At 42.6% G+C, this 22,122-nt stretch carries 18 protein-coding genes and 3 pseudogenes; 6 read left to right on the forward strand and 15 right to left on the reverse strand.

Annotated elements, in window-relative coordinates; all coding sequences use genetic code 11:
* Positions 1-58: 58 nt before the first annotated feature.
* The 11 genes and pseudogenes from AB5706_RS04415 to AB5706_RS04470 all read right to left on the reverse strand — a co-directional run.
* Positions 59-910: a DegV family protein gene (locus AB5706_RS04415; RefSeq protein WP_148462031.1), complete on the reverse strand. Its 852-nt coding sequence runs from the start codon at positions 908-910 to the stop codon at positions 59-61.
* 21 nt (positions 911-931) lie between these two features.
* A complete protein-coding gene (locus AB5706_RS04420) occupies positions 932-1,687 on the reverse strand; it encodes an N-acetyltransferase (RefSeq protein ID WP_173771422.1) in 756 nt (251 codons plus the stop codon).
* Positions 1,688-2,118: 431 nt separating this feature from the next.
* The gene (locus tag AB5706_RS04430; protein WP_173771420.1) at positions 2,119-3,168 is read right to left on the reverse strand and encodes an FUSC family protein; all 1,050 of its coding nucleotides are present in this window, start codon (positions 3,166-3,168) and stop codon (positions 2,119-2,121) included.
* A 79-nt stretch (positions 3,169-3,247) separates the two neighbouring features.
* Positions 3,248-3,967, reverse strand: coding sequence for a response regulator (locus AB5706_RS04435; RefSeq protein ID WP_173771418.1), 720 nt, complete (start codon positions 3,965-3,967; stop codon positions 3,248-3,250).
* The gene (locus AB5706_RS04440; RefSeq protein ID WP_226815022.1) at positions 3,960-5,597 is read right to left on the reverse strand and encodes an ATP-binding protein; all 1,638 of its coding nucleotides are present in this window, start codon (positions 5,595-5,597) and stop codon (positions 3,960-3,962) included. The genes AB5706_RS04435 and AB5706_RS04440 overlap by 8 nt, the downstream gene beginning before the upstream one ends.
* Positions 5,598-5,634: 37 nt before the next feature.
* Positions 5,635-5,910 carry a hypothetical protein gene (locus AB5706_RS04445; RefSeq protein ID WP_148462027.1) on the reverse strand — a complete coding sequence of 92 codons (276 nt, stop codon included), beginning with the start codon at positions 5,908-5,910 and terminating at the stop codon, positions 5,635-5,637.
* A gap of 43 nt (positions 5,911-5,953) precedes the next feature.
* The gene (locus AB5706_RS04450) at positions 5,954-6,601 is read right to left on the reverse strand and encodes a potassium channel family protein (protein ID WP_148462026.1); all 648 of its coding nucleotides are present in this window, start codon (positions 6,599-6,601) and stop codon (positions 5,954-5,956) included.
* An 18-nt stretch (positions 6,602-6,619) separates the two neighbouring features.
* Positions 6,620-7,957, reverse strand: a complete 1,338-nt coding sequence (locus AB5706_RS04455) for a TrkH family potassium uptake protein (RefSeq protein WP_173771416.1) — start codon at positions 7,955-7,957, stop codon at positions 6,620-6,622.
* A gap of 204 nt (positions 7,958-8,161) precedes the next feature.
* Complete coding sequence (locus AB5706_RS04460; RefSeq protein ID WP_148462024.1) at positions 8,162-9,523, reverse strand: MATE family efflux transporter; 1,362 nt, start codon at positions 9,521-9,523, stop codon at positions 8,162-8,164.
* 176 nt (positions 9,524-9,699) lie between these two features.
* Complete coding sequence (locus tag AB5706_RS04465; RefSeq protein WP_173771414.1) at positions 9,700-11,745, reverse strand: ATP-binding response regulator; 2,046 nt, start codon at positions 11,743-11,745, stop codon at positions 9,700-9,702.
* Between the two features lie 11 nt (positions 11,746-11,756).
* Positions 11,757-11,933, reverse strand: a pseudogene (locus AB5706_RS04470) (DUF6783 domain-containing protein); the annotation flags it as partial.
* Here AB5706_RS04470 and AB5706_RS04475 point away from each other — a divergent pair.
* A pseudogene (locus AB5706_RS04475) lies at positions 11,871-12,125 on the forward strand (DUF6783 domain-containing protein). The pseudogenes AB5706_RS04470 and AB5706_RS04475 overlap by 63 nt on opposite strands.
* A 330-nt stretch (positions 12,126-12,455) precedes the next feature.
* Here AB5706_RS04475 and AB5706_RS04480 read toward each other — a convergent pair.
* The gene (locus tag AB5706_RS04480; protein WP_173771413.1) at positions 12,456-13,280 is read right to left on the reverse strand and encodes a helix-turn-helix domain-containing protein; all 825 of its coding nucleotides are present in this window, start codon (positions 13,278-13,280) and stop codon (positions 12,456-12,458) included.
* 270 nt (positions 13,281-13,550) lie between these two features.
* Here AB5706_RS04480 and gnpA point away from each other — a divergent pair, with 270 nt between their 5' ends.
* The 3 genes from gnpA (at position 13,551) to AB5706_RS04495 (ending at position 17,893) form a co-directional block, all read left to right on the forward strand.
* Entirely contained in the window at positions 13,551-15,713 is a 2,163-nt protein-coding gene (gene gnpA, locus AB5706_RS04485) for a 1,3-beta-galactosyl-N-acetylhexosamine phosphorylase (RefSeq protein ID WP_368365909.1), read from the forward strand.
* Positions 15,714-15,830: 117 nt separating this feature from the next.
* Positions 15,831-16,547, forward strand: a complete 717-nt coding sequence (locus AB5706_RS04490; RefSeq protein WP_173771409.1) for a LytR/AlgR family response regulator transcription factor — start codon at positions 15,831-15,833, stop codon at positions 16,545-16,547.
* A gap of 2 nt (positions 16,548-16,549) precedes the next feature.
* On the forward strand, positions 16,550-17,893 hold the full coding sequence (locus AB5706_RS04495; RefSeq protein WP_173771408.1) for a sensor histidine kinase: 1,344 nt from the start codon (positions 16,550-16,552) through the stop codon (positions 17,891-17,893).
* Between the two features lie 27 nt (positions 17,894-17,920).
* Here the strand turns inward: AB5706_RS04495 and AB5706_RS04500 are convergent.
* The 3 genes and pseudogenes from AB5706_RS04500 to AB5706_RS04510 all read right to left on the reverse strand — a co-directional run.
* A pseudogene (locus AB5706_RS04500) lies at positions 17,921-17,992 on the reverse strand (DUF6783 domain-containing protein); the annotation flags it as partial.
* Positions 17,993-18,059: 67 nt separating this feature from the next.
* Complete coding sequence (locus AB5706_RS04505; protein WP_173771406.1) at positions 18,060-18,992, reverse strand: AEC family transporter; 933 nt, start codon at positions 18,990-18,992, stop codon at positions 18,060-18,062.
* Between the two features lie 35 nt (positions 18,993-19,027).
* Positions 19,028-19,285 (reverse strand): hypothetical protein, encoded by a 258-nt coding sequence (locus AB5706_RS04510; protein ID WP_148462016.1) that lies wholly within the window; start codon positions 19,283-19,285, stop codon positions 19,028-19,030.
* Positions 19,286-19,764: 479 nt separating this feature from the next.
* Between AB5706_RS04510 and AB5706_RS04515 the strand changes: the two genes are divergently transcribed.
* Both AB5706_RS04515 and AB5706_RS04520 read left to right on the forward strand, forming a co-directional pair.
* Positions 19,765-20,994 carry an ABC transporter substrate-binding protein gene (locus AB5706_RS04515; protein WP_226815019.1) on the forward strand — a complete coding sequence of 410 codons (1,230 nt, stop codon included), beginning with the start codon at positions 19,765-19,767 and terminating at the stop codon, positions 20,992-20,994.
* Positions 20,995-21,243: 249 nt separating this feature from the next.
* Positions 21,244-22,122 carry a carbohydrate ABC transporter permease gene (locus AB5706_RS04520; RefSeq protein ID WP_227200503.1) on the forward strand — a complete coding sequence of 293 codons (879 nt, stop codon included), beginning with the start codon at positions 21,244-21,246 and terminating at the stop codon, positions 22,120-22,122.

Raw genomic sequence — 22,122 nt, forward strand, 5'->3', positions numbered from 1 at the left:
AATTACAAAGCCAAATGAAAAACTATACTGTGCAGTTTTATAAAAAGGGGGGCATGCTTTACGATTTTGCAATATACAACACACCTAATGTGCCAGGTCCACAATGACTTGATATAACACCACCTGCCCTGGTTTCCAATATCTCATCAAAAACGCCAAGCTCTTCCAGATAAGCCCGCACTTTCTCTACAGTTTCCTGTTTACAGCCAGAATGTGTTATGAATACACGTTCTGGTCTCGCATTTTTTAAATCTTTTTCCATATCTTTAACATAGTCCATGATAACAGAATTAATTTTCCCCCGGTATTTCTTAGAAGCATTCATGGCGCCATTTTCTACTACAATCCTGGGATGCAGTTTTAAAATACCTCCGGCCATAGCCGCTACTGCATTGCAGCGTCCACCGCGGTATAAATAGGTGAGGGTATCAACCACAAAGCTTGCTCGCACATTTGGTTTCAACCTCTCTATCTCAGAAACAATCTGGGAAGCTGTCCGGTTATTCTTTGCCATAATTGCAGCCTCTACTACAAGAAGACCGATACCTGTAGAAAGGTTTGCAGAATCGATTACCTTTATCCTGTCTGAAGCCCCCAGCTCTTCAGCAGCAAGGCGCATCACATTTCCAGAGGTGGACATACCTGCAGAAATAGAAAAGCAGACAATTTCCCTTCCAGCCTCTGCATATGGGCGGAAAAGCTCCATGGCATCTGCCAGAGCAGGGGCTGAAGTTTTTGGTGTTGTCTTGTTTGCGTCAGACCAGGTGAAAATCTGATCAGGGGTAATGTCTTTTCCATCTTTATATTCACTGTCACCCAGAAGAATATGAAGCGGAAGAATGTCAATATCATATTTTCTCAATAATTCCTGCGAAAGGTCGCAGGTACTGTCTGAAATAATTTTTACCATATTCGTTTCTCCTCTGCCAACTCATTTTCTATCAGATTCCCGGCCTGCAAGAGCCAGAAATTTTTTATCAGACTGTATTCCCTGTGTCAGAAATCTTCCATCTCTGAATAGTGCATACGTTGTCACCGGTGCAGGAACGTTCTGTGCGGCTTCTCTGCTTGTAACATGAATTACCCTGAAAGAAATATTGTGTTCTTTTGCCACTTCCGCCACACGGGGCACCCAGTAACAGGTAAAGGGACATTGATCTGTATAGTAAAGAACAAATCCTTCCTCTTCTACTTTCGGGTGTCTTGCACATTCTTTGAATTTTGGCGGCTCAGTATCTGTGTCAAATGGTAAATACATAAGAGTGATTCCGCAGTCCGAAGTATCTGCAACAGAAAATCCCTTAAATTTTAAATACTTCGGGTCTGCCAGAAATTCTTTCTTTCGCCCTTCTGAAGACAGAATACAGATTCCCTTTTTCCCTTGTTCTTTTGCATCACGAATGCATTCATTCAGCAAATCATTGGAATAGCCGTGTCCCTTCATGGAACCGGAAACCCATAAGCAGTTAATATATATATATCCGTCTGCATCAATGGGCACCCATGCATTTTCTGCAGGAATATATTCAATAAAACACTTTCCGCGCTCTGCACTCCGATAAAAAACCAGTCCTTCTTCAAAACGCTGTTTTAACCACTCTTTTTTTACGATACTGTTTTTTCCTGACATAGCACAGCAGATATGTTCCTTGTCAATGTTTTCTTTTGTAATTCTAATATAATGCATAATATCACCTTTCCCAGATATCATGATTGCTTAAATAACCTTGATCTGACACGCTTTCATGGCTTCCAGAGCCAGTTCATGACTCTCTGGCGTTACTCCTGCGCAACAGAGCGAATCTACAATGATTGGCACTTCCGGCAAAAATGGCTTCCAAAGGTAGGTTTATCAATGGGACCAGATTCCAGAAGCTCTGCAATCTCCTCCCTGATTTCCCAACCATAGGTACCGCGGATGCAATGCTCTACAGGAAGCCATATGAAATACGGCATGTTTTCTAAAAAGCCTATTTAAGCTAACTATACCACGTTATTGAGATTTCGTATACTGCAATAGGCTGATTTCAGCGTATATATTTTTGAAATTTTATATTTTCTATTGCATAAAAATAAGCCATTCAGTCAGAATTGCATCCAACCAAATGGCTACTTATATCAGTTTTCTCCTGCCATTTTTTTTGACATACCCCAATAAAACACAGCGCAAAATACCAGAGCAAAAACAACACCAAATATATTCTGAATCACTCTGAGGCTGACTGCACCCTTTAATCCATAACTCTCTGCAGCGATAGCCAAAGCGCCAAATGTATTAAATACAGCCTGCCAGCCATATTTTGCAGAAAATCCCACACCGATTCCACCAAGGATTCCTATGTATGCATAGATGGATGACGGAAGCAGGAAATACAATGCTGTAAAACAAAGAACTCCTGCAATATTTCCCACAATTCTTTTCTTCACTCTGTACTGCATGTCTTCCATAAACGGTAAGATTGCTGACATAGCTGCAATACCTGCCCACATTGCACGTGGCATTTTAAAAAGCTCTGCAATACAAAGTACAGCCGGTACACACAGGATCTGGCATAACTGCCATTTTGTCCTGGAAGAAGAGAGATCAAATTCCTGCAGTACATCCTGTATCTTTCTTTTATAAACCCGGTTTCTGTGATTTCGATAAAATACCAGACAGGTAAGTACAGCTCCTACTGCCATTCCCACCAGTCTCATCTCGTAGCTTTTTCCTGTTACATCATATCCATATAGCAACAGATATCCAAGAACGAGTGTGGACTGATTAAACATAAATGGATTATGACAGCCGAACAGAATCAGCACTGCCAATGCAGCAATATTTAACAGCATTCCCAGTACCGGGGAAAGCTGATTTGCCAGATGTGGACACACTGTCATAACTGCGAAAAACAAAGCCAGAAGTATGGTAGACTGTCCGGTATGGATTCCGAGATCGGCATTTCGAAATACCATAAGACATAATAAGACAACGACTCCTACAATACTGTTCTCATTTCCAAGCAGAATACTGAAAATAGTAACAAATAAAAAACAAAATGCCATCGTGACCGCTACCTTCGCCATATATACAAACAGATGATATATTTTTTCTTTTGCGGTCTCACTTTTTTTCAGCAGGTCTTTTGAACCTGCCTGATTCAACTGAAGTTCCTGATAAAATGTCATATAGCACCTCCGCTTTTTTGTAAATAGGCATTTTATCACAAACAGGAAGATAATTCAAGAATGATTTTTAAGAGAATAATTACCTGGCCAGACCATTGCTTTCAATTCTGATCATACGATACCCAATTCCAATATGCGTCTGGATGTATTGCACACCATTTTTTTCTGGCTCCAGTTTTTTTCGCAGTGTCGCCATAAAAACACGGAGGGAAGCAACGTCATTTTCAGAACACCGCCCCCAGATCTGCTGGGTAATAAATGTATGTGTCAATACTTTTCCCGCATTACGGGATAAAAGGCAAAGCAGCTTATACTCAATAGGAGTAAGATGTAATTCTTCACCCTTCAGATATGCACAGCCAGCCGAATAATCGATCTCTAATTCACCATTTTTAAAAACAGATGTTTCCTGCTGTTCTCCTGGCTGCGTTATTGCAAGTCTCCTTTGCGCAACACGAATACGCGCAAGCAATTCCTCTACAGAAAACGGTTTCGTAATATAATCATCTGCACCAGCGTCCAGTGCTTCAATTTTATCTGTATCCTCACTTCTGGCACTGATCACAATAATCGGCATGTTCGACCAGGTACGGATTTTCTTTATTACTTCTACTCCTTCCATATCAGGAAGCCCGAGATCCAGAAGGACAATATCCGGATGATGAGAAGATGCTTCCAAAATGGCCGAAGAGCCGTTTTCTGCTGCCAGATATTTATAGTCATGTGTCTTTAATGTCGTAACAATCAGGTTTCTTATAGGTCTGTCATCCTCAACCACCAGAATTAATGTTTTATTCATTCAATGTCACCTCACTTAAGGGTAAAGTAAAAGTAAAATTACATCCATGGGGATCATGGTCCGTCAGAATCAGGGTTCCGTCATGGGCTTCTATAATAGAGTGACAAAGCGCCAGCCCCAGTCCCAGACTTCGGTGACTATCCGCAACTGTTGTTTTGCCGGTATAAAACATCTGGAAAATATGCGGCTTCATTTCTTCCGGAATCCCAGGTCCATTATCCTCCACGCTTATCTGCGCTTTTCCATCTGTTTTAGTTCCCCGGATTCTGATTACAGTACCTGGCGGCGTATATTTTATGGCATTGTCAATTAAATTTACCAGAACCTGTATAATAAGGCGGACATCCATACGTGCAAGAACAAGTTCTTCACAGTCAGTTACGATTTTATAATCGTCATGCTTCCGGCTGATATGCCGCAGAGCCTCTGCGATCACCTCATCTAACAGCTGATCTGTAAATTTGAATTTCAGTCTTCCATCATTTAGCCTGGTAACGGAAAGCAGATTCTCCACAACTCCGATCAGCCATTCAGAATCATCATAAATATCCGTATAGATCTGATGCTTTGTAGCTTCATCCAGCCGTTCACTGTTGCTAAGAAGCATATCTGCATTACCTGAAATGGAGCAAAGAGGAGTTCGAAGATCATGGGAAATTGCCCGAAGAAGATCTGCCCGCAGCTGTTCGTTTTTGGCTATCACTGCATTTTTTTCTTTTTCCATAGCATTTTGGGCATTTTCCATTGCAAGTGCACATTCATTTATCACGGACAGCAGGATACTGTATTCAAAAGAGTCCAGTGTTTCTTTCTGCAGCGGTATTCCTATTACACCGTAAACATTGTTCCCGCTCCGAATTGCCAGATATAAGCATTTGGCATGTGGAAAATGATGTGTGGATGCACCGGCACGCTGTCTGTTTTCATAGGCCCATCTGGCTATCTTCTGTTCTTCAGGTGTTAAAAAATCTTCCGCGTCCTCTCTTTCCTCACCGGAAAAAAGCTTTCCCGCTGATAAAGCTCCGTTTTCTACTACATATGCTGTAATATTGCGGTTTAGCAGACGAAGAAGCTGTGTACAGGTGACATCAAGAATTTCTCTCTCTCCTTTAGCCTTTTGCAGCAAACGGTCTGTATCAAACAGAATCTGTGTACGAAAGGCAAGCTGTGTAGAAAGCTTTGCATGTGTTTTCAGCTTCGCCGCAAGTGCCCCTGTAAGTACGGATGAAATTAGCATTATGAAAAAGGTCACCGGATAACCCACCGCATAGGTCTGAAAAGACATCCTTGGTTCTGTCAGAAAAAAGCAAAATAAAAAGACACTTAAGAAAGAACCGGCCACACTGCATAGATAACCATCTGTCACAATGGAAGTAAGCAAAACTCCCAAAATGTATATGGTTACAATATTTGTATCTGTGAAATCCAGCTTCTGAAACAGCAGACCAATCAAAGTACATACTGCAAATATAAAAACTGTCAGAAAATAATCCTTTGCAGACGGTTTTTCCATATACCATGTAAATGACCGTTTCTGATAGTTTTCTGTTTTGACCGTATCCGGAATAATATGGATATCAATATCCGGTTCGTCTGTTTTTTTATTATCCTCTTCAATTCCCAGACTCATCCTGCCAGTCCCCTTTTCTGCCGTTTTTGCAATTATATCATGCGACTGTATTATGGTCAAAATCCTTTTTTTCATACCCGGACTGTCCATCAAGAATTATAATTTCAGCTTCCTTATATTCAATTTTACACTCATGAATCTCTCTTAACAATTCTTCATCCGAAAGAGTATTCAAAAACAATATCTTCGATGACTGCTGTTTTTCTTCCGTATTTTCCTGAATTTCACCCCAAAACTGATCTGCTTTATTTGCAATATAAAATCCAAGTCCAAACAAACAAAATACAGTAACAGCCAATATTCCTTCTGCCATTGTCTTCACCTCTATAGCAGCCTCTTTATAACAAATGACTATATTATATTCGGAAACATTTCTGAAGGGCTCTGTATTCCCCTAATACCAGTAATTTATGATTCTCTTCAAAATACGTATCCGGTGAAATTGCAATACCAAATTCTCCTTCATTTTTTACTGCCAGAATATTAATATTGTAGCGTTTTCTGATATCCAGTTCTCCTACTGTTTTTCCAACCCATTCTTCTGGAACTTCCACTTCAAAAATCGCATGGGATGCATCCACCTCCATATAGTCGAGGATATGATCATCTGTGTAACGGATCGAGGCCCACTTTGCAACCTGCTTTTCCGGATAAACCACTTTATCCGCACCATTACGCAAAAGGAATTTTTCCTGAACATCACGCTCAGCCCTGGATATCACCAGTTTCGCTCCCAGTTCTTTCAGAAGAGAAGTTGTTTCAAGAGAATTCTGAAAGCTTCCTCCAATGGTTACAAAACAGATATCGTAATTTCCTATTCCAAGGGAACGCAAAAATTCAGCATTGGTGCTGTCACCAATCTGCGCATTGGTCACAAATGGTAATGCTTTATCTACTCTCTCCTCATTCCAGTCAACTGCCATAATTTCATGTCCCAGCTGATTCAGCTGCATAGCAATATGTCTTCCAAATCTTCCAAGTCCAATAAGCAATACATTTTTCATAATTATATTTTCTCCTTCTTATCCAACTGTTATTTTCTCCAGAGGCAGTTTTGCATTTCCCCTGTTTCTTCTTGAAAGCACCGCATAAATCAGAGTCAGACCACCTACACGCCCCAGATACATCAGTATAATCAGCACAATTTGCGAAAACATATGAAGCTTCGGTGTAATTCCCAGTGTGAGTCCTACTGTTCCCACAGCTGAAGCAGCTTCATACAGGCAGTCTAAAAGAGGAAGCTCTTCATATACACTGATTGCAAGTCCGCCGCAAAAAAATAACGTAAAATAAAGTATGGCTATTGTCGCCGCATTTTTTATCACATGATATTCCAGCCTCCTGCCAAAAGCCCCTGCATTTTCCTGGCTTCGGAATGTGGCAATTGCATTTAACAAAAGAACTGTAAACGTTGTGGTTTTCATTCCACCAGCTGTAGAACCAGGTGAACCGCCAATCAGCATTAACAATATCATAACAGCTTTTGAGGCTTCACTCATCTTTGAAATATCAATCGTGTTAAATCCGGCAGTTCTTGTAGTTACCGATTGGAACGCCGCAGCTAATAAGCGATTCCCTGCGGATAGATTTTTCAAATCACAGGTGAAGAAAAAAATGATCGGAATTAAAATCAGGCATGCAGTAGTCACAAGGATAATCTTGCTTTGCATGCGATAACGTTTAAACTTCATTTTGTTGGTATAAATATCGTCCCAGGTGAGAAAACCGATTCCCCCTATGATGATCAGAAGCATAATCACTACATTTACAAGAACATTTGCAGAATACCCGGTCAGAGAGGGAAAAGGATTTGCAGATGTTCCCAGAATATCAAATCCTGCATTACAAAAAGCGGAAATAGAATGAAAGACTGACAGCCAGATTCCCTTTCCCTTGTAATCCCATAAAAAAACCGGCAGCAGTAACAATGCCCCTGCAGCTTCAATCAAAAATGTCCCCTTTAAAATAAATCTTGTCAATCTGACGATTCCGCCAACCTTAGGCGCGGAAATCGCATCCTGCAGAGTACTTCTCTGCATAAGGGATATTTTTTTACCGGAAAGAAGGGAAACAGATGCAGCCACCGTTACCACTCCCAGTCCGCCTATTTGTATGAGTACAAGAATAATTGTCTGTCCTGCCAGAGACCAGTAGCTTCCGGTATCCTTTACCACAAGCCCTGTAACGCATACTGCAGAAGTGGCTGTAAAAAGAGCCTCATGAAATGGAGTTGGTATTCTATCTACAGATGAAAAGGGAAGCATTAAAAGAATGCTTCCCAAAAGGATCACTCCTGCAAATCCCAGAATTATTAGCTGAAAAGATGTCAGATGTTTTTTCTTATATGATTTTTCCGGCATAAATGATCAAAACTCCTTACGAATGATTACTTTTTTGTTGCACCCATTATATATAATTGCCTTTAAAGATGGTATAAGAGTATCTGATTCTGTATTAAGATTGTATAAAGATGTGTTTCCGCCATATTCAGCCTGAATTCGGTTGCCGTAGCAAAAAAATAAGCCATTCAGTCAGAAACATATCCAACCAAATGGCTTTTATTCTTATCTTCTATCCAATATTTTATCAAATCGTCTGAAGAAAGTTGAAGTTGTAATGATTGCTGCCAGTATATCACTGATTGGTTCAGCCAGAAAAACGGCAAATACCTTATTCTGAATGAAAAGCGGCAGAATAAAGATCAGCGGAATCAACAGGATCAGTTTTCTTAAGCATGCAAGCAGCAGACTGACTTTCGCCTGTCCCAGTGCCATAAAGCTCTGCTGACAGGAAACCTGAAATCCCAGTGAAAAAATACCAGCCATATAGATTCTCAGTGCCCATGCGGTATACGTGATCAGATCCGTATCATTAGAGAAAATACCTGCAAAGAGCCTGGGAAACAGAAGCATGATCAGCCAGAAGCAGCCGGTAAAAACCGTGCAGACTGTAAACTGCGTAAAAAATGCTTTTTTAACACGCTCTTTATTGCCGGCACCGAAATTATAACTCATGATCGGCTGTCCGCCCTGGCATATTCCCTGCAGCGGTAAGGTTGCAAGCTGGCTGACACTTGTGATAATAGTCATGGCTCCAACCGCAAGATCTCCGCCATATCTTGAAAGGCTGGAGGTGAAACTGATGGACAGAATACTTTCTGTGGACAACATGACAAAAGTGGATATTCCAAGCCCCAGGCATGGTAAAATAATATTTTTTTGTAATTTGAAATTCTCTTTCCTGAGATGGAGAATGGTCTTTTTTCCTGACAGGAAACGAAGAATCCAGATGGCACCAACAGCCTGACTCAAAACAGTAGCAATTGCAGCACCGCTTACGCCCAGGTCAAATACAAAAATAAAAACAGGATCCAGAATAATGTTGATCATCGCACCGATCACAGTGGTCATCATACTGATCTTTGCAAATCCCTGTGTGGTGATAAAGGGATTCATTCCCATTACGATCAGGACAAAAATACTTCCCAGTATATAAATTCTTGCGTATGACACTCCATAAGGAAGGGTCTTATCACTGGCACCAAACATTGTCAAAAGCTGTGGAGCGAAAACGAAAAAAATCACCGTAAGGGCCACAGCCATAAGAATAAGAAGCGAGAAACAGTTTCCAAGAATCTTTTCCGCTGTCGCATTATCCTTTTTTCCCATGGAAATTGCAGCTCTGGGAGCACCTCCTGAACCTGCGAGCATGGCAAAGGCATTAATCAGCATAAGAATTGGCGTAAATAACCCCACACCGGTTAATGCTGCCGCGCCAACACCGGGAATGTGTCCAATATAAATACGGTCTACAATGTTGTACAAAAGATTAATGATCTGTGCCACAACAGCAGGAATTGCAAGCTGCGCCAAAAGACGTGGGATTTTTTCCGTTTCCATTGCCTGTGTATTAGATTTACTACTCATATCTGTTTTCTCCTGACAAATTTTTTGACATAAACCAATAAAATATAAACGAATTATGTCTTCTGATTTTAACTCATATATTTGTCAATATCAAGCTTCTTTTCTGATTTTGCAACGATCAAGGATGCAGCTGTTGCTCATTGCACGCATCCTTCCTCCACTGATCAACAGCCTGTTTACAGCTTATGTTTTCTCCTCCAGATACAATCCTTAAGTACATTTACAAGCCTTGCCGGTTCAAGGGGTTTGGTAAGATGCTCATCCATGCCAGATATCCGGCTGTTTATAATGTCTTCTGCAAATGCATTGGCACTCATGGCAATAACCGGTACGCGCTCTGCATCTGATCTTTTCATGGAACGAATTCTCCGGGCAGTATCCCAGCCGTTTAAGTTTGGCATCATGATATCCATTAAAATCACGTCATAATACCCTGGCTCGGACTTTTCAAATTTCCCAATTGCCTCCAGTCCGTCTTTGGCGCAATCCACAAGAAGCCCGTTATCTTCCAGGATAAAGCTGGCGATTTCCCTGTTCAGCTCATTATCATCAACTACTAATGCCCGGAGACCTTCAAGGGAAATCGTATTCTGGTCCTTTACAAAATCTTCCAGTTTCCGGGCTTTTTCTGCTTCTCCGATTTTGAACGGAATTGTCATGATCACAGTTGTGCCGGTTCCCTCTTTACTTTCGATCCGGATCGTGCCGCCCATTCTGTCTGCCAGCTTCTTTGCAATGGGAAGTCCCAGTCCGGTGCCTTCATATTTCGACCGGCTGGTTTCCTTCTCCTGGGCAAAAAGGTCAAACGCATGTGCCACAAACTCCTGGCTCATACCAGGACCATTATCTGCACAGCCAAATTCATACACTACCCGCTTTTCATCTGCAAACTTCTCTTTACACCATACATGGATTCTTCCGCCTGGTTCTGTAAATTTCACCGCATTATCAGAAATCGCATTCAGAAGCCGTTCCAAATAAACAGAATTTCCGGTTAATAATATATGACTTAGCTCTGATTTTTCCCAATCCACAATGCATTCTATATTTTTCTCAGCTGCCTGAAGCTGCTTTTCTGTGTTGATCCTGCTCAGGATTTCTGTCAGATCAAAAGTAAGCTCCTGATCAACAATATCTCCCGACTCCAGTTTATTCATATCCAGTATATCGTTTACAAGGGAAACCAGATATCTGGAGGAATCCATAATCTTATCCCTGCATTTTTGTTGTATTTCAGGGTCATTGGGATAACGGTTTGCCAGTTCAACCATGCCTATGATCCCATTCATAGGAGTTCGGATATCATGGCTCATATTAGACAGAAACCTGGTTTTAACCGCCGCATCCTTCTTTGCTTCTGCAACCTGGTATATAAGAGTCTGCTCCCTTCTCTTCGCATCACTGATACTTCGAATCGCACAAAGAACATGGGTCAGGCGGCCAGTCTCATCCCTTTTCTTCTCAATAAAGCGCAGACTATGCCAGCTTCCATCCTTCATCCGGTATTCCATAACGACGGATTCTTCGTCTTTCATTCGTTCCGGCAGTGTAGAGATATCTGTAAATTTTTCAAAAGCATCCTGATACTCTTCTGCCACCAGTCCACGGCAAACTCTTTTGTTGTTTTCAGACAGAGTACCTGAATGAATATATTTCAGATGCTCCACATCCCTGTTGGAAATTTCCTCAAAATAATCCGCCTGGATATCAATTCTGGAAATATATTGGTACGTTCTGGCAATGGAGGAAATGATCTCATTTCCTAATCTGGCCTCATTCAATGCTTTTTGCAGTTTCTCCTGGATTTCCTTTTCTTTGTAAAGGATACTGTCTATATTGCGATATCCAAGAAAAGCATCAAAGGTCTCATCATCTGTCTTTCCCTTCACTACATAGGCTTCATAATAGCTATCTTTCCCTTCCTTTGAAACACTGTGGTAATGGTAAGTAAGCTTCTCTTCATGTAAAAGCCTTCTTTTCATATTTGCGCAGAGATGCCAGTCTATAAACTCTTCTTTCTCTTCATCTAGAATAAAATTGTCTGCATATCTTCTCGTATATTCATCAAAAATTTCAGCCGGATGGGGATCTGTCTCCGCCAGCTTCCTGGCATTGGTATTCTCATCCAGCCTCAGTATCTCATATTTACCGGAATTAAGATCTATCCGGTATAAAGATACATACTCTGGCAATAATCTGCTTAAGACATATTTTTCTTTCACAGGATAATCATTTACCTCCTGCCTCGGATCGTCTGTCTTTGTTTTTTCTCGTGAAAGCATAATACCGTTTTAATTTTATCCTTTCTTTTGCTGTTAGAGCGTGTTTGAAAAAGGCTTTCTGCAAGATGTGCTTCACAATTTGTGGGAGATTTCGCCCGGATGAGGGCGCCGTAGCGGGCTACGGCAACTGAATTCGGGCGAAATATACCGCAAAGTGGGGCGTGCAGATTGCGGGAATGATTTTTCAAACACGCTCTAGCATTTGTTTTTGCATGCCAGGCACAAACCACCACGGACGTTTCTGGTGGAGCCGCATAACTTACAAACCTCTGTTATTTCTGGTTTCCAACTGCTGTCCAGCCTCTTCAGGCCTCCGCTGACCTGATCCAACGCTTCATCATCCAGCTCAACAGCTGCCTGACTCATAGGCTTCATGCTCTCTTTTTTGTCATTCACTTCTTTCATAATAGTTTCCTCCTGTATATGATTTTAATATGATTTCACTTTTTACTATAGTAATTATACAAGTTTTTACTTGTGTCTTCAACTGTTTTTTGGCATTTTAGCCAAAACGTTACTGGTCACTCCGTGACTAGTACATCGAAAATTAAGTATCTGCTATATTGACGCAGGATGATTTCGTGCCGCAATTCTCGGGTTTTCTGTGAACCTTGTTCACAAAAAACGCCTCGCGGAAATAATATCTCTGTTTATTCACGCCTGCTTCGTCTGTACTCCATAGCCGTCATACCGCAAGATTTCCGAAAACTCTGCGCCAGATAGCTCTGGGAAGAAAAGCCTGCAAGATGGGCAATGTCAGAAATATCGTGATCTGTATTTTCCAGAAGATTTTTGCAAACCTCAATCCTGCGCCGGTTCAGATAATTAATGGGAGAAATCCCATAATATCGGGTAAACTCGTGGCTTAGATAATACTTATTCAGATGACTTAATGAAGCCAGCTGATCCAGATTGATATCCTCCCAATAGTTGGAATCCAGATAGCGCTTGATCTGTGCACACTCTTTACTTGGATGAAAAGAAGGCACCAGCTGGAAGCCGGAATCTGTAATCCTGCGAAGCTGGGTAATAAGAATGGAAAGCGTGTGTCTGCAAATCTCTTCATAACCCTCTTTTTTTTCATCTAATTCCTGAAAAAGGGAGTGGAAATAAAACAAAAGATCTGTATTAATCTTCCGGCAGTTGAAAATCTGGAATTCCTTCTGATCCCGGAAAGAAAAACTGATTCCATCCACTCCTACAGTATAATAAGAAAGGGGCGCAGCGCTCTGAGAAGTTTCCGTGTGCAGGATATGTGGATTGATAATGACCAAATCGTCCCTGGCAATGGAAAAGCGCTGATTTTCTATAAGAAATTCGCCGCTTCCTCTGGAAACATAAAAAAGCTCCGTAAAAGCATGGGTATGAGAAATGCTTGGCCAGTCCTCTTCGTATCTGGAGGATGAGGCATTCACCAGAACTGCTTCTGTAGAAAGTGGATTATCATTGGAAAAAGAAAAGGAACGTGTACTCATAGATTCTCCTTATGTATCATAAACTATAGTTTGTTGTCCGCGCTGTCAGCTCCCGATCTTTCGAATACAGTGTTTTCAAACAACAAGGAATAAACACTCGCACACTTAGAGTACCATGAAACGGAAAATACAGCAAGATTTCTAAAAACCATAGCAACAACTCTGTTGAAAAACAGCTGTCAAAAACGTATTCTTATATTACAGAAAAAACAACTATCAAACAATATTAACAACCTTTGTAAATAAAAAAGAGAAAAGCGAGGTCGCAAAATGGAACAGAGAAAAGGCAGAGTTACCATTCCTACCAACCTGGATGTGGTAAAGGAAACACTGGATATTATGAATGAGTGGGGCGCAGATGCCATCCGTGACTGTGATGGAACCGAATTCCCACAGGAGCTGAAGGACACCGGTGCGAAAATCTACGCTACCTACTACACCACCCGAAAGGACAATGCCTGGGCAAAGGCTAATCCGGATGAGATCCAGCAAATGTACATTATGAGTTCTTTCCACACCGCAACATCAGACAAACTGGAGATCCACCTTATGGACCACCTGTACCCGGATATGCTGAAGGTGAACACACGCGATGATATCACAAAGTGGTGGGAAGTGATCGACCGTACCACAGGAGAAGTGGTTCCGGCAAGTCAGTGGCATTATGAAGAAGCGAGCGGAAATGTGGTAATTACACCTGTAAAACCGTTCCATGAGTATACCGTCAGCTTCCTGGCTTATATTATGTGGGATCCGGTACATATGTACAATGCAGTGGTAAACGACTGGAAAGATGTAGAGCCGCAGATCACCTTTGATGTGCGCCAGCCAAAAACAAGAGCTCATTCCCTGGAGCGCCTCCGCAGATTCCTTGATACCCACCAGTATGTGGATGTGGTACGCTTCACCACCTTTTTCCATCAGTTCACCCTGATCTTTGATGAGCTGGCAAGGGAGAAATATGTGGACTGGTTCGGTTATTCCGCATCTGTCAGTCCATATGTGCTGGAGCAGTTCGAAAAAGAGGTCGGCTATCCATTCCGCCCGGAATACATTATCGACCAGGGCTACATGAACAATACCTACCGCATTCCATCCAAGGAATTCAAGGACTTCCAGGCATTCCAGCGCCGCGAGGTCGCGAAGCTTGCAAAGGAAATGGTAGACATTGTCCATGAATATGGCAAAGAAGCCATGATGTTCATGGGTGACCACTGGATCGGCATGGAGCCATTTATGGATGAGTTTGCTTCCATCGGTCTTGATGCTGTGGTTGGAAGTGTAGGAAATGGTACAACCCTGCGTCTGTTCAGCGATATTAAAAATGTAAAATACACGGAAGGACGATTTCTTCCATACTTTTTCCCGGACACCTTCCACGAAGGTGGAGACCCGGTGAAAGAGGCGAAGGTAAACTGGGTAACTGCAAGGCGTGCCATTCTCAGAAGCCCCATCCAGAGAATTGGTTATGGCGGATATCTGAAGCTGGCTCTTCAGTTCCCGGATTTTGTCCAGTACATTAAAGAGGTCTGCCAGGAATTCCGCACCCTTTATGATAATATCCAGGGTGTGACTCCATACTGCGTGAAACGTGTTGCTGTGTTAAACTGCTGGGGCCGCATGCGCTCCTGGGGTAATCATATGGTACATCACGCAATTTATTACAAACAGAATTACTCTTACTTTGGCATTATTGAGGCATTAAGCGGTGCACCCTTTGATGTATCCTTTATCAGTTTTGATGATATTCTGGCAGATAAGGATCTGCTGAAAAAATTTGATGTTGTGATCAATGTAGGGGATTCGGATACTGCACAAAGCGGCGGCGAGTACTGGGTAAATGAGACCATTATTACTGCTGTAAAGGAGTTCGTTTACAATGGCGGTGGTTTCATCGGAGTTGGCGAGCCTGCAGCCCATCAGTGGCAGGGAAAATTCTTCCAGCTGGATGATGTACTGGGTGTGGAAGAAGAAAGAGGCTTCAATTTAAATACCGATAAATACAACTGGGAGGAACACAGAGACCACTTTATTCTGGCTGACGCAGAAGGTGATGTGGACTTCGGCGAGGGCAAAAAGAATATTTTTGCACTTCCGGAAACCCAGATTCTGATCCAGAATGACCATGAGGTTCAGATGGCAGTAAAAACCTTTGGAAAAGGCCGCGGTGTTTACATCAGCGGACTTCCATACAGCTTCAGAAACAGCCGTGTACTCTACCGTGCGGTTCTCTGGTCTGCATCTGCAGAGAACGAACTGAACCGATGGTATTCCACCAATTATAATGTAGAGGTCCACGCTTATGTAAAGAATGGCAAGTACTGTGTCGTAAACAATACTTACGAACCACAGGATACAGTCGTCTATAAAGGAGATGGCAGCAGCTTCCCGCTTCATATGGATGCAAACGAAATTAAATGGTACCAGATTTAATAGTCATAGGTTTATTATAATTAAACCACATCCTATTTCAATAATTCTGTCACGAAGTGTTGGAAAATGGCACGAATGGTATTATAATAAACCTATCACAAAACAAAGGAAACCATTATGAGAATTGCAATTGTTGATGACATTAAAGAAGAGCGTGACAAACTCGCAGACGTACTGACGAAACAGCTTTCCAGACGTGGGATTCACGTAAATTTATTTGAATTTGAAAATGGAGAAGATTTTCTTATTGCGGCAAAGGAACGTCCTTTCACCGTCGTTTTTCTGGACATCTACATGAGTGGTGCAAATGGGATCGAGACTGCCAGAGAGCTTCGGATATTTGACTCAGATGCACTTTTAATTTTTACTACCACTTCTACGGATCATGCTCTGGATGGGTTCAAGGTCCGTGCCATGCACTACCTTGTGAAGCCATATCCCGAAAATGAGATTTCAGACCTGATCGATGAGGTTCTTTCCCGGATCCCGGATTCCGGAAAATACATAGATATAAAAGTAAATGGAAGCAATGTACAGGTTCCGTTTCGACATATTATATACGCAGAACATTTTTCCCATATGATCCATATTCACACTACCGGCGGCAAAGAGCTGATCACCCGCCAGTCCTTCGAAGCCTTTACTGCATCCCTGAAAATGGATTCAAGATTTTATCTTTGCAGCAGAGGCGTTGTAATCAATCTGGAGCATGCTGTTGATTTTGATGGAGCCCTGTTTATCCTGGACGATGAAACCCGGATTTCCGTCAGCCGGAAGCTGGTTAAAAATGCAAGACAGACTTTTATGGATTTTCTGTTTCAAAGGGGACATTGAATATGAATACTATATTAAGACCTGTTCTGGAGCTTACGGTAATGATTTCTGGTCTGTTCCTTGCCTATCTGCCGGTACAGACATATCTGAAACAACCGCCCGGCAGACTGGCTGCATGGCTTGCACCTCTTCTGGCAGGAATCTGTCTCCTGGAAGGAGGATTTTGTTACTTTCTTAACATCCCTACCAGCTCAGTGCTTTTTCCCACTCTGCTGGTACTGATGCTGATCTATCACAAAAGCCTGACTATCTCTATCTGGAAATCCGGCAGCATTTTTCTGGCAGTATGTGCGGTCTTTGCCTGTGTAAACAGCCTTTCCAGAGCAGTAAATGCCATTGTGGCAGAAAGACTTGGACTTCCAGAAACAGAAATCTGGTTTCACACCAGTGCCGGTATTTTTTACAATGTAATATGTCTTCTGTTCGTTGCTGCCGCCTGGTACCCGGCCTCCCATGCAGCCCGCACTATGATCGATGACGAAAATTTAGCCCAGACCTGGTATGTTTTCTGGATACTGCCACTGATTTTTATAGGTCTGAATCTCTTTATGATTCCCAAATATGAGGGAACTCTGTATACTGGACGTATTTTGCAGGGCTACATTGTGATCAGCCTGATGCTTCTTGTAATTCTCATGCTGTTTTACACAATGTTTCTTATGATGGCCAACAGCCTGAATAAAAATGTAAGGCTTCAGCAGGAAAATCATTTTCTCTCCCTTCAGCAGGCACGATATGAGAACCTTTGCTCTGCCATAGAGGAGGCAAGGCAGGCACGACATGATATCCGCCATCACTTTTTGCAGCTTTCTTCCCTGGCTGAAAAGGGAGATCTGGAAAAAATAAAAGAATATCTTTCCAATGCAAACAGTAAAATCCCAGACTACAACCTGCATTTTTGTGAAAACCAGGCGGCTGACAGCGTGATCAGCCATTATGCCGCTCTGGCAAAACGGGAGAACATTCCTTTCCAGGCAAATGCAGCTCTGCCAGCCCACATTTCCATAGACCAGATCGATATGTGCCTGGTTCTCTCCAACCTTCTGGAAAATGCTCTGGAAGCCAGCCTGAAAGCAAAGCCTTTCAACAGGAGAATCCATGCAGAGGTTTACCTTCATCATAAGCACCTTCTCCTGATCCAGGTGGAAAATACCTTTGAAGGGAAAATACAGGAGAAAAATCATATTTTCCAGTCGTCCAAGCGTCCCGGAAACGGAGTGGGAATCCAGTCTGTCCGCCACATTGCAGAAAAAAACGGAGGAGACAGCAGCTTCACTTATGAAAATGGTGTTTTTACTGCAAAAATTATGCTGCGCATACAGAAAACAGCCGTTTCTCATCCATAAGCAAAGCAGAGAGGTTTCATGCAGACACACTCTGGAGCGTATTTGAAAAATCATTCCCGCAATCTGCACGCCCCACTTTGCAGTATATTTTCCCTGAATCCAACAAAAAAAGAAAGCTGCAGAACAATATCAAAAATGATACTGTCTGAAGCTTTCTTTTTCTGCATCAATAAACTACAAATGCCATGACCACATACACCAGTATGGATACCAGGCAATACAGAGAATTGGTGGTGGAAACATAAGCGCTTCCATCCTCACTCTTCAGGAAGGTCTGCATACTGAATGTGGCTGGAGCGGACATGTAGCTGATCACTGCAAGGTTCAAAAGCAGATGATCTCCCACTATGTAATGTATTGCCAGCAGCACTCCCCCGATCATGACTGCCTGAAGAAGAATACGAAGTACAATGGTCCTGATACATGGGGAAAAAAGTTTCTTATCAAATTCAATGCTGAATCCTACCACCAGCAGAATAACTGAGGTTATGGAAGTGGTGAGAATGCTCTCCACACTTGTATAGGTACCTGCAAACGGTCCGGCAAGAAGCTTCTGCACCACACCGGTAAGTCCGGCAATGATTCCCAACACACTTGCAATAAACGCCGGTGTACGTATTGCACTGGAAAACAGTTTTCCCGGATCGATCTTTTCCCCGTTTTCCACCTGTCCGAGCATTCCCATATAGACGCTGAAGCCAAACAGAAGACCTGCAATATCCAGCACAGCGATCTGGGAAAGGTTCTCCGCTCCGCAAAGGCTGGTATATAAAGGATAGGCCATGGAACCGCCTTCGTATACACTGACCATAAAGGGCAGATATTTCCGGTAACGCTCTGCCGGCATAAGCGGGCGGAGTAAAAAACCGATGCTAAAGGAAACAACCAGCATTACAAACATGATTCCAACCAGAATTCCGGTTTCTTTATTATAATCTGCCGTAGCAAGGGCATGGAAAATTGCTACAGGAAGCATGATCTGGGTCACCAGAAGCTTCATATTGTTAATTCCATTCTGATCCAGCAGTTTCAGCCGCTTGCAGGCCATACCCAGAAGGATCATTACCAGTACGGGCAAAATAATTTCCAATACTTTCATTTTATGCACGCTTTCTATGTTTGTTTATAGTTCTTTTATTCATCAAAATCGGTCTCAAATACTCCCTCAGGCGTACGCATGGTAAGAACCCCGAGATTAAAATCATCATCCATTACCGTGATATGATACTCAAAGATTACATCATCCTCAAACTTGGACAGCAGAATATAGCTTCCGTTCTCTTTTCCCTCGATCTGGTCGCAGATATCATCATACACATCTGCACCGGAAATCTCACGCGGATAACCGGAAGCTTTGATTTTTTTCTCAATTGCAGCGTATAATTCTTCCATTTTATGTTCTGCAGCAGTGCATGCCCTCAGGGCTTACCCTCTCAGTTCTTTTTGACTGCCGCATACTCCTTTCCTGAATTTTTTTCGATTAAATATGATTGTATAATATCCGCCCCTGAAATGTCAAACCACATTTTAACCAAATCCTGGTTATCGTAATTTCTTCGTGAGCAAAGAAATCCTGATTTGTATGATTTCGTACTATACTTCTCGTTTTTTGTATAATTTTTTATAAATTATCTGTTATTTTATTCTACTCTCTACATTTTTTCCATGGCTTTTGTGGTTTTTTGTTTTTTCTTTTGTGTATTTCGTTGTGTTTTTCTTTGTTTTTGATATTTTTCATTGTTTTTTTCACCAATTTCTGTTGACATCTGACTGTTTTTGTTGTATGCTATTTTCTACAGAGAGGCACTCCATTTGGTACAAGGATGTATCTATGGAATGCCTCAACTCGTATCTAAAGGGAGGTAATACTTATGAAAATGAAACAGGTTTTAGCAACAGGCGCAGCTTTATCAATGGCTCTCTCCATGGCTCCGGTCACCGCATCCGCCGCAGACAAAGTAGACATAAACGTCATTGCTGCACAGTATGGCCAGCAGACAGCTGACTGGTGGGCGAACTTCGTGACAGAATTTAATGAAGCAAACCCGGACATTAACCTGAACGTAGAGGTTGTTTCCTGGAACGATATCTACACCGTAGTAAATACCCGTATCGCCAATGGCGAAGCTCCTGATGTCCTGAATATCGACGTATTCGCAGATTATCAGGCAGATGATCTCCTTCTTCCGATCCAGGACGTTGTTTCTGAAGAGACCTACAGCAAGATGTACGATGCATTCCTTGCACAGTCTGAAGTAGACGGAACTGTATGGGCTATCCCGGATCTTGCATCTGCACGTGCTATGTACTATAACAAAGACATCCTTGATGCAGCAGGCGTAGAAGTTCCTACTACATGGGATGAGCTGAAAGCTGCTTGTGAAGCCCTTAAAGCTTATGATGACAGCATTTATCCATGGGGTATCGATATGACTACTGACGAAGGTCAGGCAGCATTCGCATACTACACCTGGAACAACGGCGGCGGATTTGTTGACGATGAAGGTAACTGGACACTGAACAGTGAGCAGAACGTTGAAGCAATCCAGTACGCAATCGATCTTGTAAATTCCGGTTACACAAACACCGATCCTGCTAACGATACCCGTTACGATCTGCAGGATATGTTCGGCGCAGGTAAGGTTGCTATGCTCATCGCACCGAACAGCTTACCTACCTACATTGCTACAGGCGGAAATGAAGTAAACTACGGCGTTGCTTCCATTCCTTCCAATACAGGCGAGTCTGTATCTGCAGGTGTTATGGACCGCTTCATGTGCTTCGATAACGACTACTCAGATGATGAGAAAGCTGCTATCTCCACATTCTTTGATTATTTCTATGATGATGCCCGTTATACAGAGTGGGTTGACATGGAGGGATTCCTTCCGGCAACCAAGTCCGGCGGCGAGGCTCTCGCAGCAGCTAACGAAGATATGGCAAGCTGGATTGATATCTTAGACAGCTGTAAATTCTATCCAACAGCGAAAGCAGAATGGGCAGATGTAAAACAGGGCGTTATCAACGTAGAGCAGAATGCTCTTCTTGGCGGCGACGTTCAGGAATTACTGGATGACCTTCAGGCAGAAATCGCTGGCTGATCTTAATCCACTGTTTTTCCCATTACGAGGAAGATAATGGGCCGGACTTACGGGTCCGGTCCATTTTTAAGTTTGCGAAGCAAACGCTACTTCTTGTGCCAGGCACAAGAAGGTTCCACCTTTTTGCGAAGCAAACGCTGCTTCTTGTATTTGTCACAAGAAGGTTCTGTTTTTCTGCGTAACAAACGCCGTTTTCTGTGCTTGTCTGCGCAGCGTCAACGCTATTTTTATAAAAAGAGAGGTATCCCTGTGAAGAAAAAATTCAAAAAAGTGGAACCATATATATGGATCCTGCCAAGTGTCCTTCTCATGGCAATTTTCATCCTGGTTCCTATTATCTTTGTATTCCGTATGGCCTTAAGCGACGTCAGCAAAGCTGGTCTGATCAAAGGCTTCGCCGGATTGGAAAATTTCCGCAAGGTAACAAGCAGCCCTGTTTTTGCCATGGTGCTGAAAAACACCCTTGTGTGGACCGTTGCCGTAGTCGGCATCTCCACACTCCTTGGATTTATCCTTGCGATCCTCCTCAACAATGAATTTAAAGGCCGTAAGCTTGCACGTGCCGTTGTTGTTTTCCCATGGGCCACAACCCTGATCGTTCAGGCAAGTATCTGGAAATTCATCATCGACACAGATTACGGTACCTTAAATACACTGTTGATGAAGCTTGGCATTATTGACCACGCTGTGAACTGGACTCCTACTGCCGGTGCTTATTTCGCCTGGGAAATTGCCTGCGGTATTTTTGTTACCATTCCATTTGTAACCTTTACCGTACTTTCCGGTCTGCAGAGTATTGATGCCAGCTACTATGAGGCAGCAGCCGTAGACGGAGCCAGCTACTGGCAGAAAATGTTCCAGATCACCATCCCGCTGGTACGTCCGAATCTTACCATCAGTACCATCCTGAACATTATCTACGTATTTAACTCTTTTCCGATCATATGGACCATCACCAAGGGTGACCCTGCCAACCGTACCGACACCCTGGTTACCTATCTGTACAAACTGGCCTTCTACAATGGCAAACAGGGACAGGCAGCAGCCGTATCTGTTATCGGCTTCCTGATTCTTCTTTTCTGCGCCAGCCTGTACATGGTTTCCGTACTGAAGAAAGGAGACGAATAA

Origin of the sequence: Ruminococcus sp. RTP21484sp1_RTP21277st1_D2_RTP21277_210401 (genome assembly GCF_040924225.1) — a bacterium.
In the GTDB taxonomy this organism is placed as follows: Bacteria; Bacillota; Clostridia; order Lachnospirales; family Lachnospiraceae; genus Blautia_A; species Blautia_A faecis.

Excerpts from the sequence above, each read along its gene's own strand:
- AB5706_RS04495 (WP_173771408.1), top strand. The coding sequence starts at position 16,550 with ATGAATACTATATTAAGACCTGTTCTGGAGCTTACGGTAATGATTTCT.
- AB5706_RS04505 (WP_173771406.1), bottom strand. The coding sequence starts at position 18,992 with ATGAAAGTATTGGAAATTATTTTGCCCGTACTGGTAATGATCCTTCTG.
- AB5706_RS04420 (WP_173771422.1), bottom strand. The coding sequence starts at position 1,687 with ATGCATTATATTAGAATTACAAAAGAAAACATTGACAAGGAACATATC.
- AB5706_RS04445 (WP_148462027.1), bottom strand. The coding sequence starts at position 5,910 with ATGGCAGAAGGAATATTGGCTGTTACTGTATTTTGTTTGTTTGGACTT.
- AB5706_RS04515 (WP_226815019.1), top strand. The coding sequence starts at position 19,765 with ATGAAAATGAAACAGGTTTTAGCAACAGGCGCAGCTTTATCAATGGCT.
- gnpA (WP_368365909.1), top strand. The coding sequence starts at position 13,551 with ATGGAACAGAGAAAAGGCAGAGTTACCATTCCTACCAACCTGGATGTG.
- AB5706_RS04430 (WP_173771420.1), bottom strand. The coding sequence starts at position 3,168 with ATGACATTTTATCAGGAACTTCAGTTGAATCAGGCAGGTTCAAAAGAC.
- AB5706_RS04440 (WP_226815022.1), bottom strand. The coding sequence starts at position 5,597 with ATGAGTCTGGGAATTGAAGAGGATAATAAAAAAACAGACGAACCGGAT.
- AB5706_RS04490 (WP_173771409.1), top strand. The coding sequence starts at position 15,831 with ATGAGAATTGCAATTGTTGATGACATTAAAGAAGAGCGTGACAAACTC.
- AB5706_RS04480 (WP_173771413.1), bottom strand. The coding sequence starts at position 13,280 with ATGAGTACACGTTCCTTTTCTTTTTCCAATGATAATCCACTTTCTACA.
- AB5706_RS04455 (WP_173771416.1), bottom strand. The coding sequence starts at position 7,957 with ATGCCGGAAAAATCATATAAGAAAAAACATCTGACATCTTTTCAGCTA.
- AB5706_RS04460 (WP_148462024.1), bottom strand. The coding sequence starts at position 9,523 with ATGAGTAGTAAATCTAATACACAGGCAATGGAAACGGAAAAAATCCCA.
- AB5706_RS04435 (WP_173771418.1), bottom strand. The coding sequence starts at position 3,967 with ATGAATAAAACATTAATTCTGGTGGTTGAGGATGACAGACCTATAAGA.
- AB5706_RS04415 (WP_148462031.1), bottom strand. The coding sequence starts at position 910 with ATGGTAAAAATTATTTCAGACAGTACCTGCGACCTTTCGCAGGAATTA.
- AB5706_RS04510 (WP_148462016.1), bottom strand. The coding sequence starts at position 19,285 with ATGGAAGAATTATACGCTGCAATTGAGAAAAAAATCAAAGCTTCCGGT.
- AB5706_RS04450 (WP_148462026.1), bottom strand. The coding sequence starts at position 6,601 with ATGAAAAATGTATTGCTTATTGGACTTGGAAGATTTGGAAGACATATT.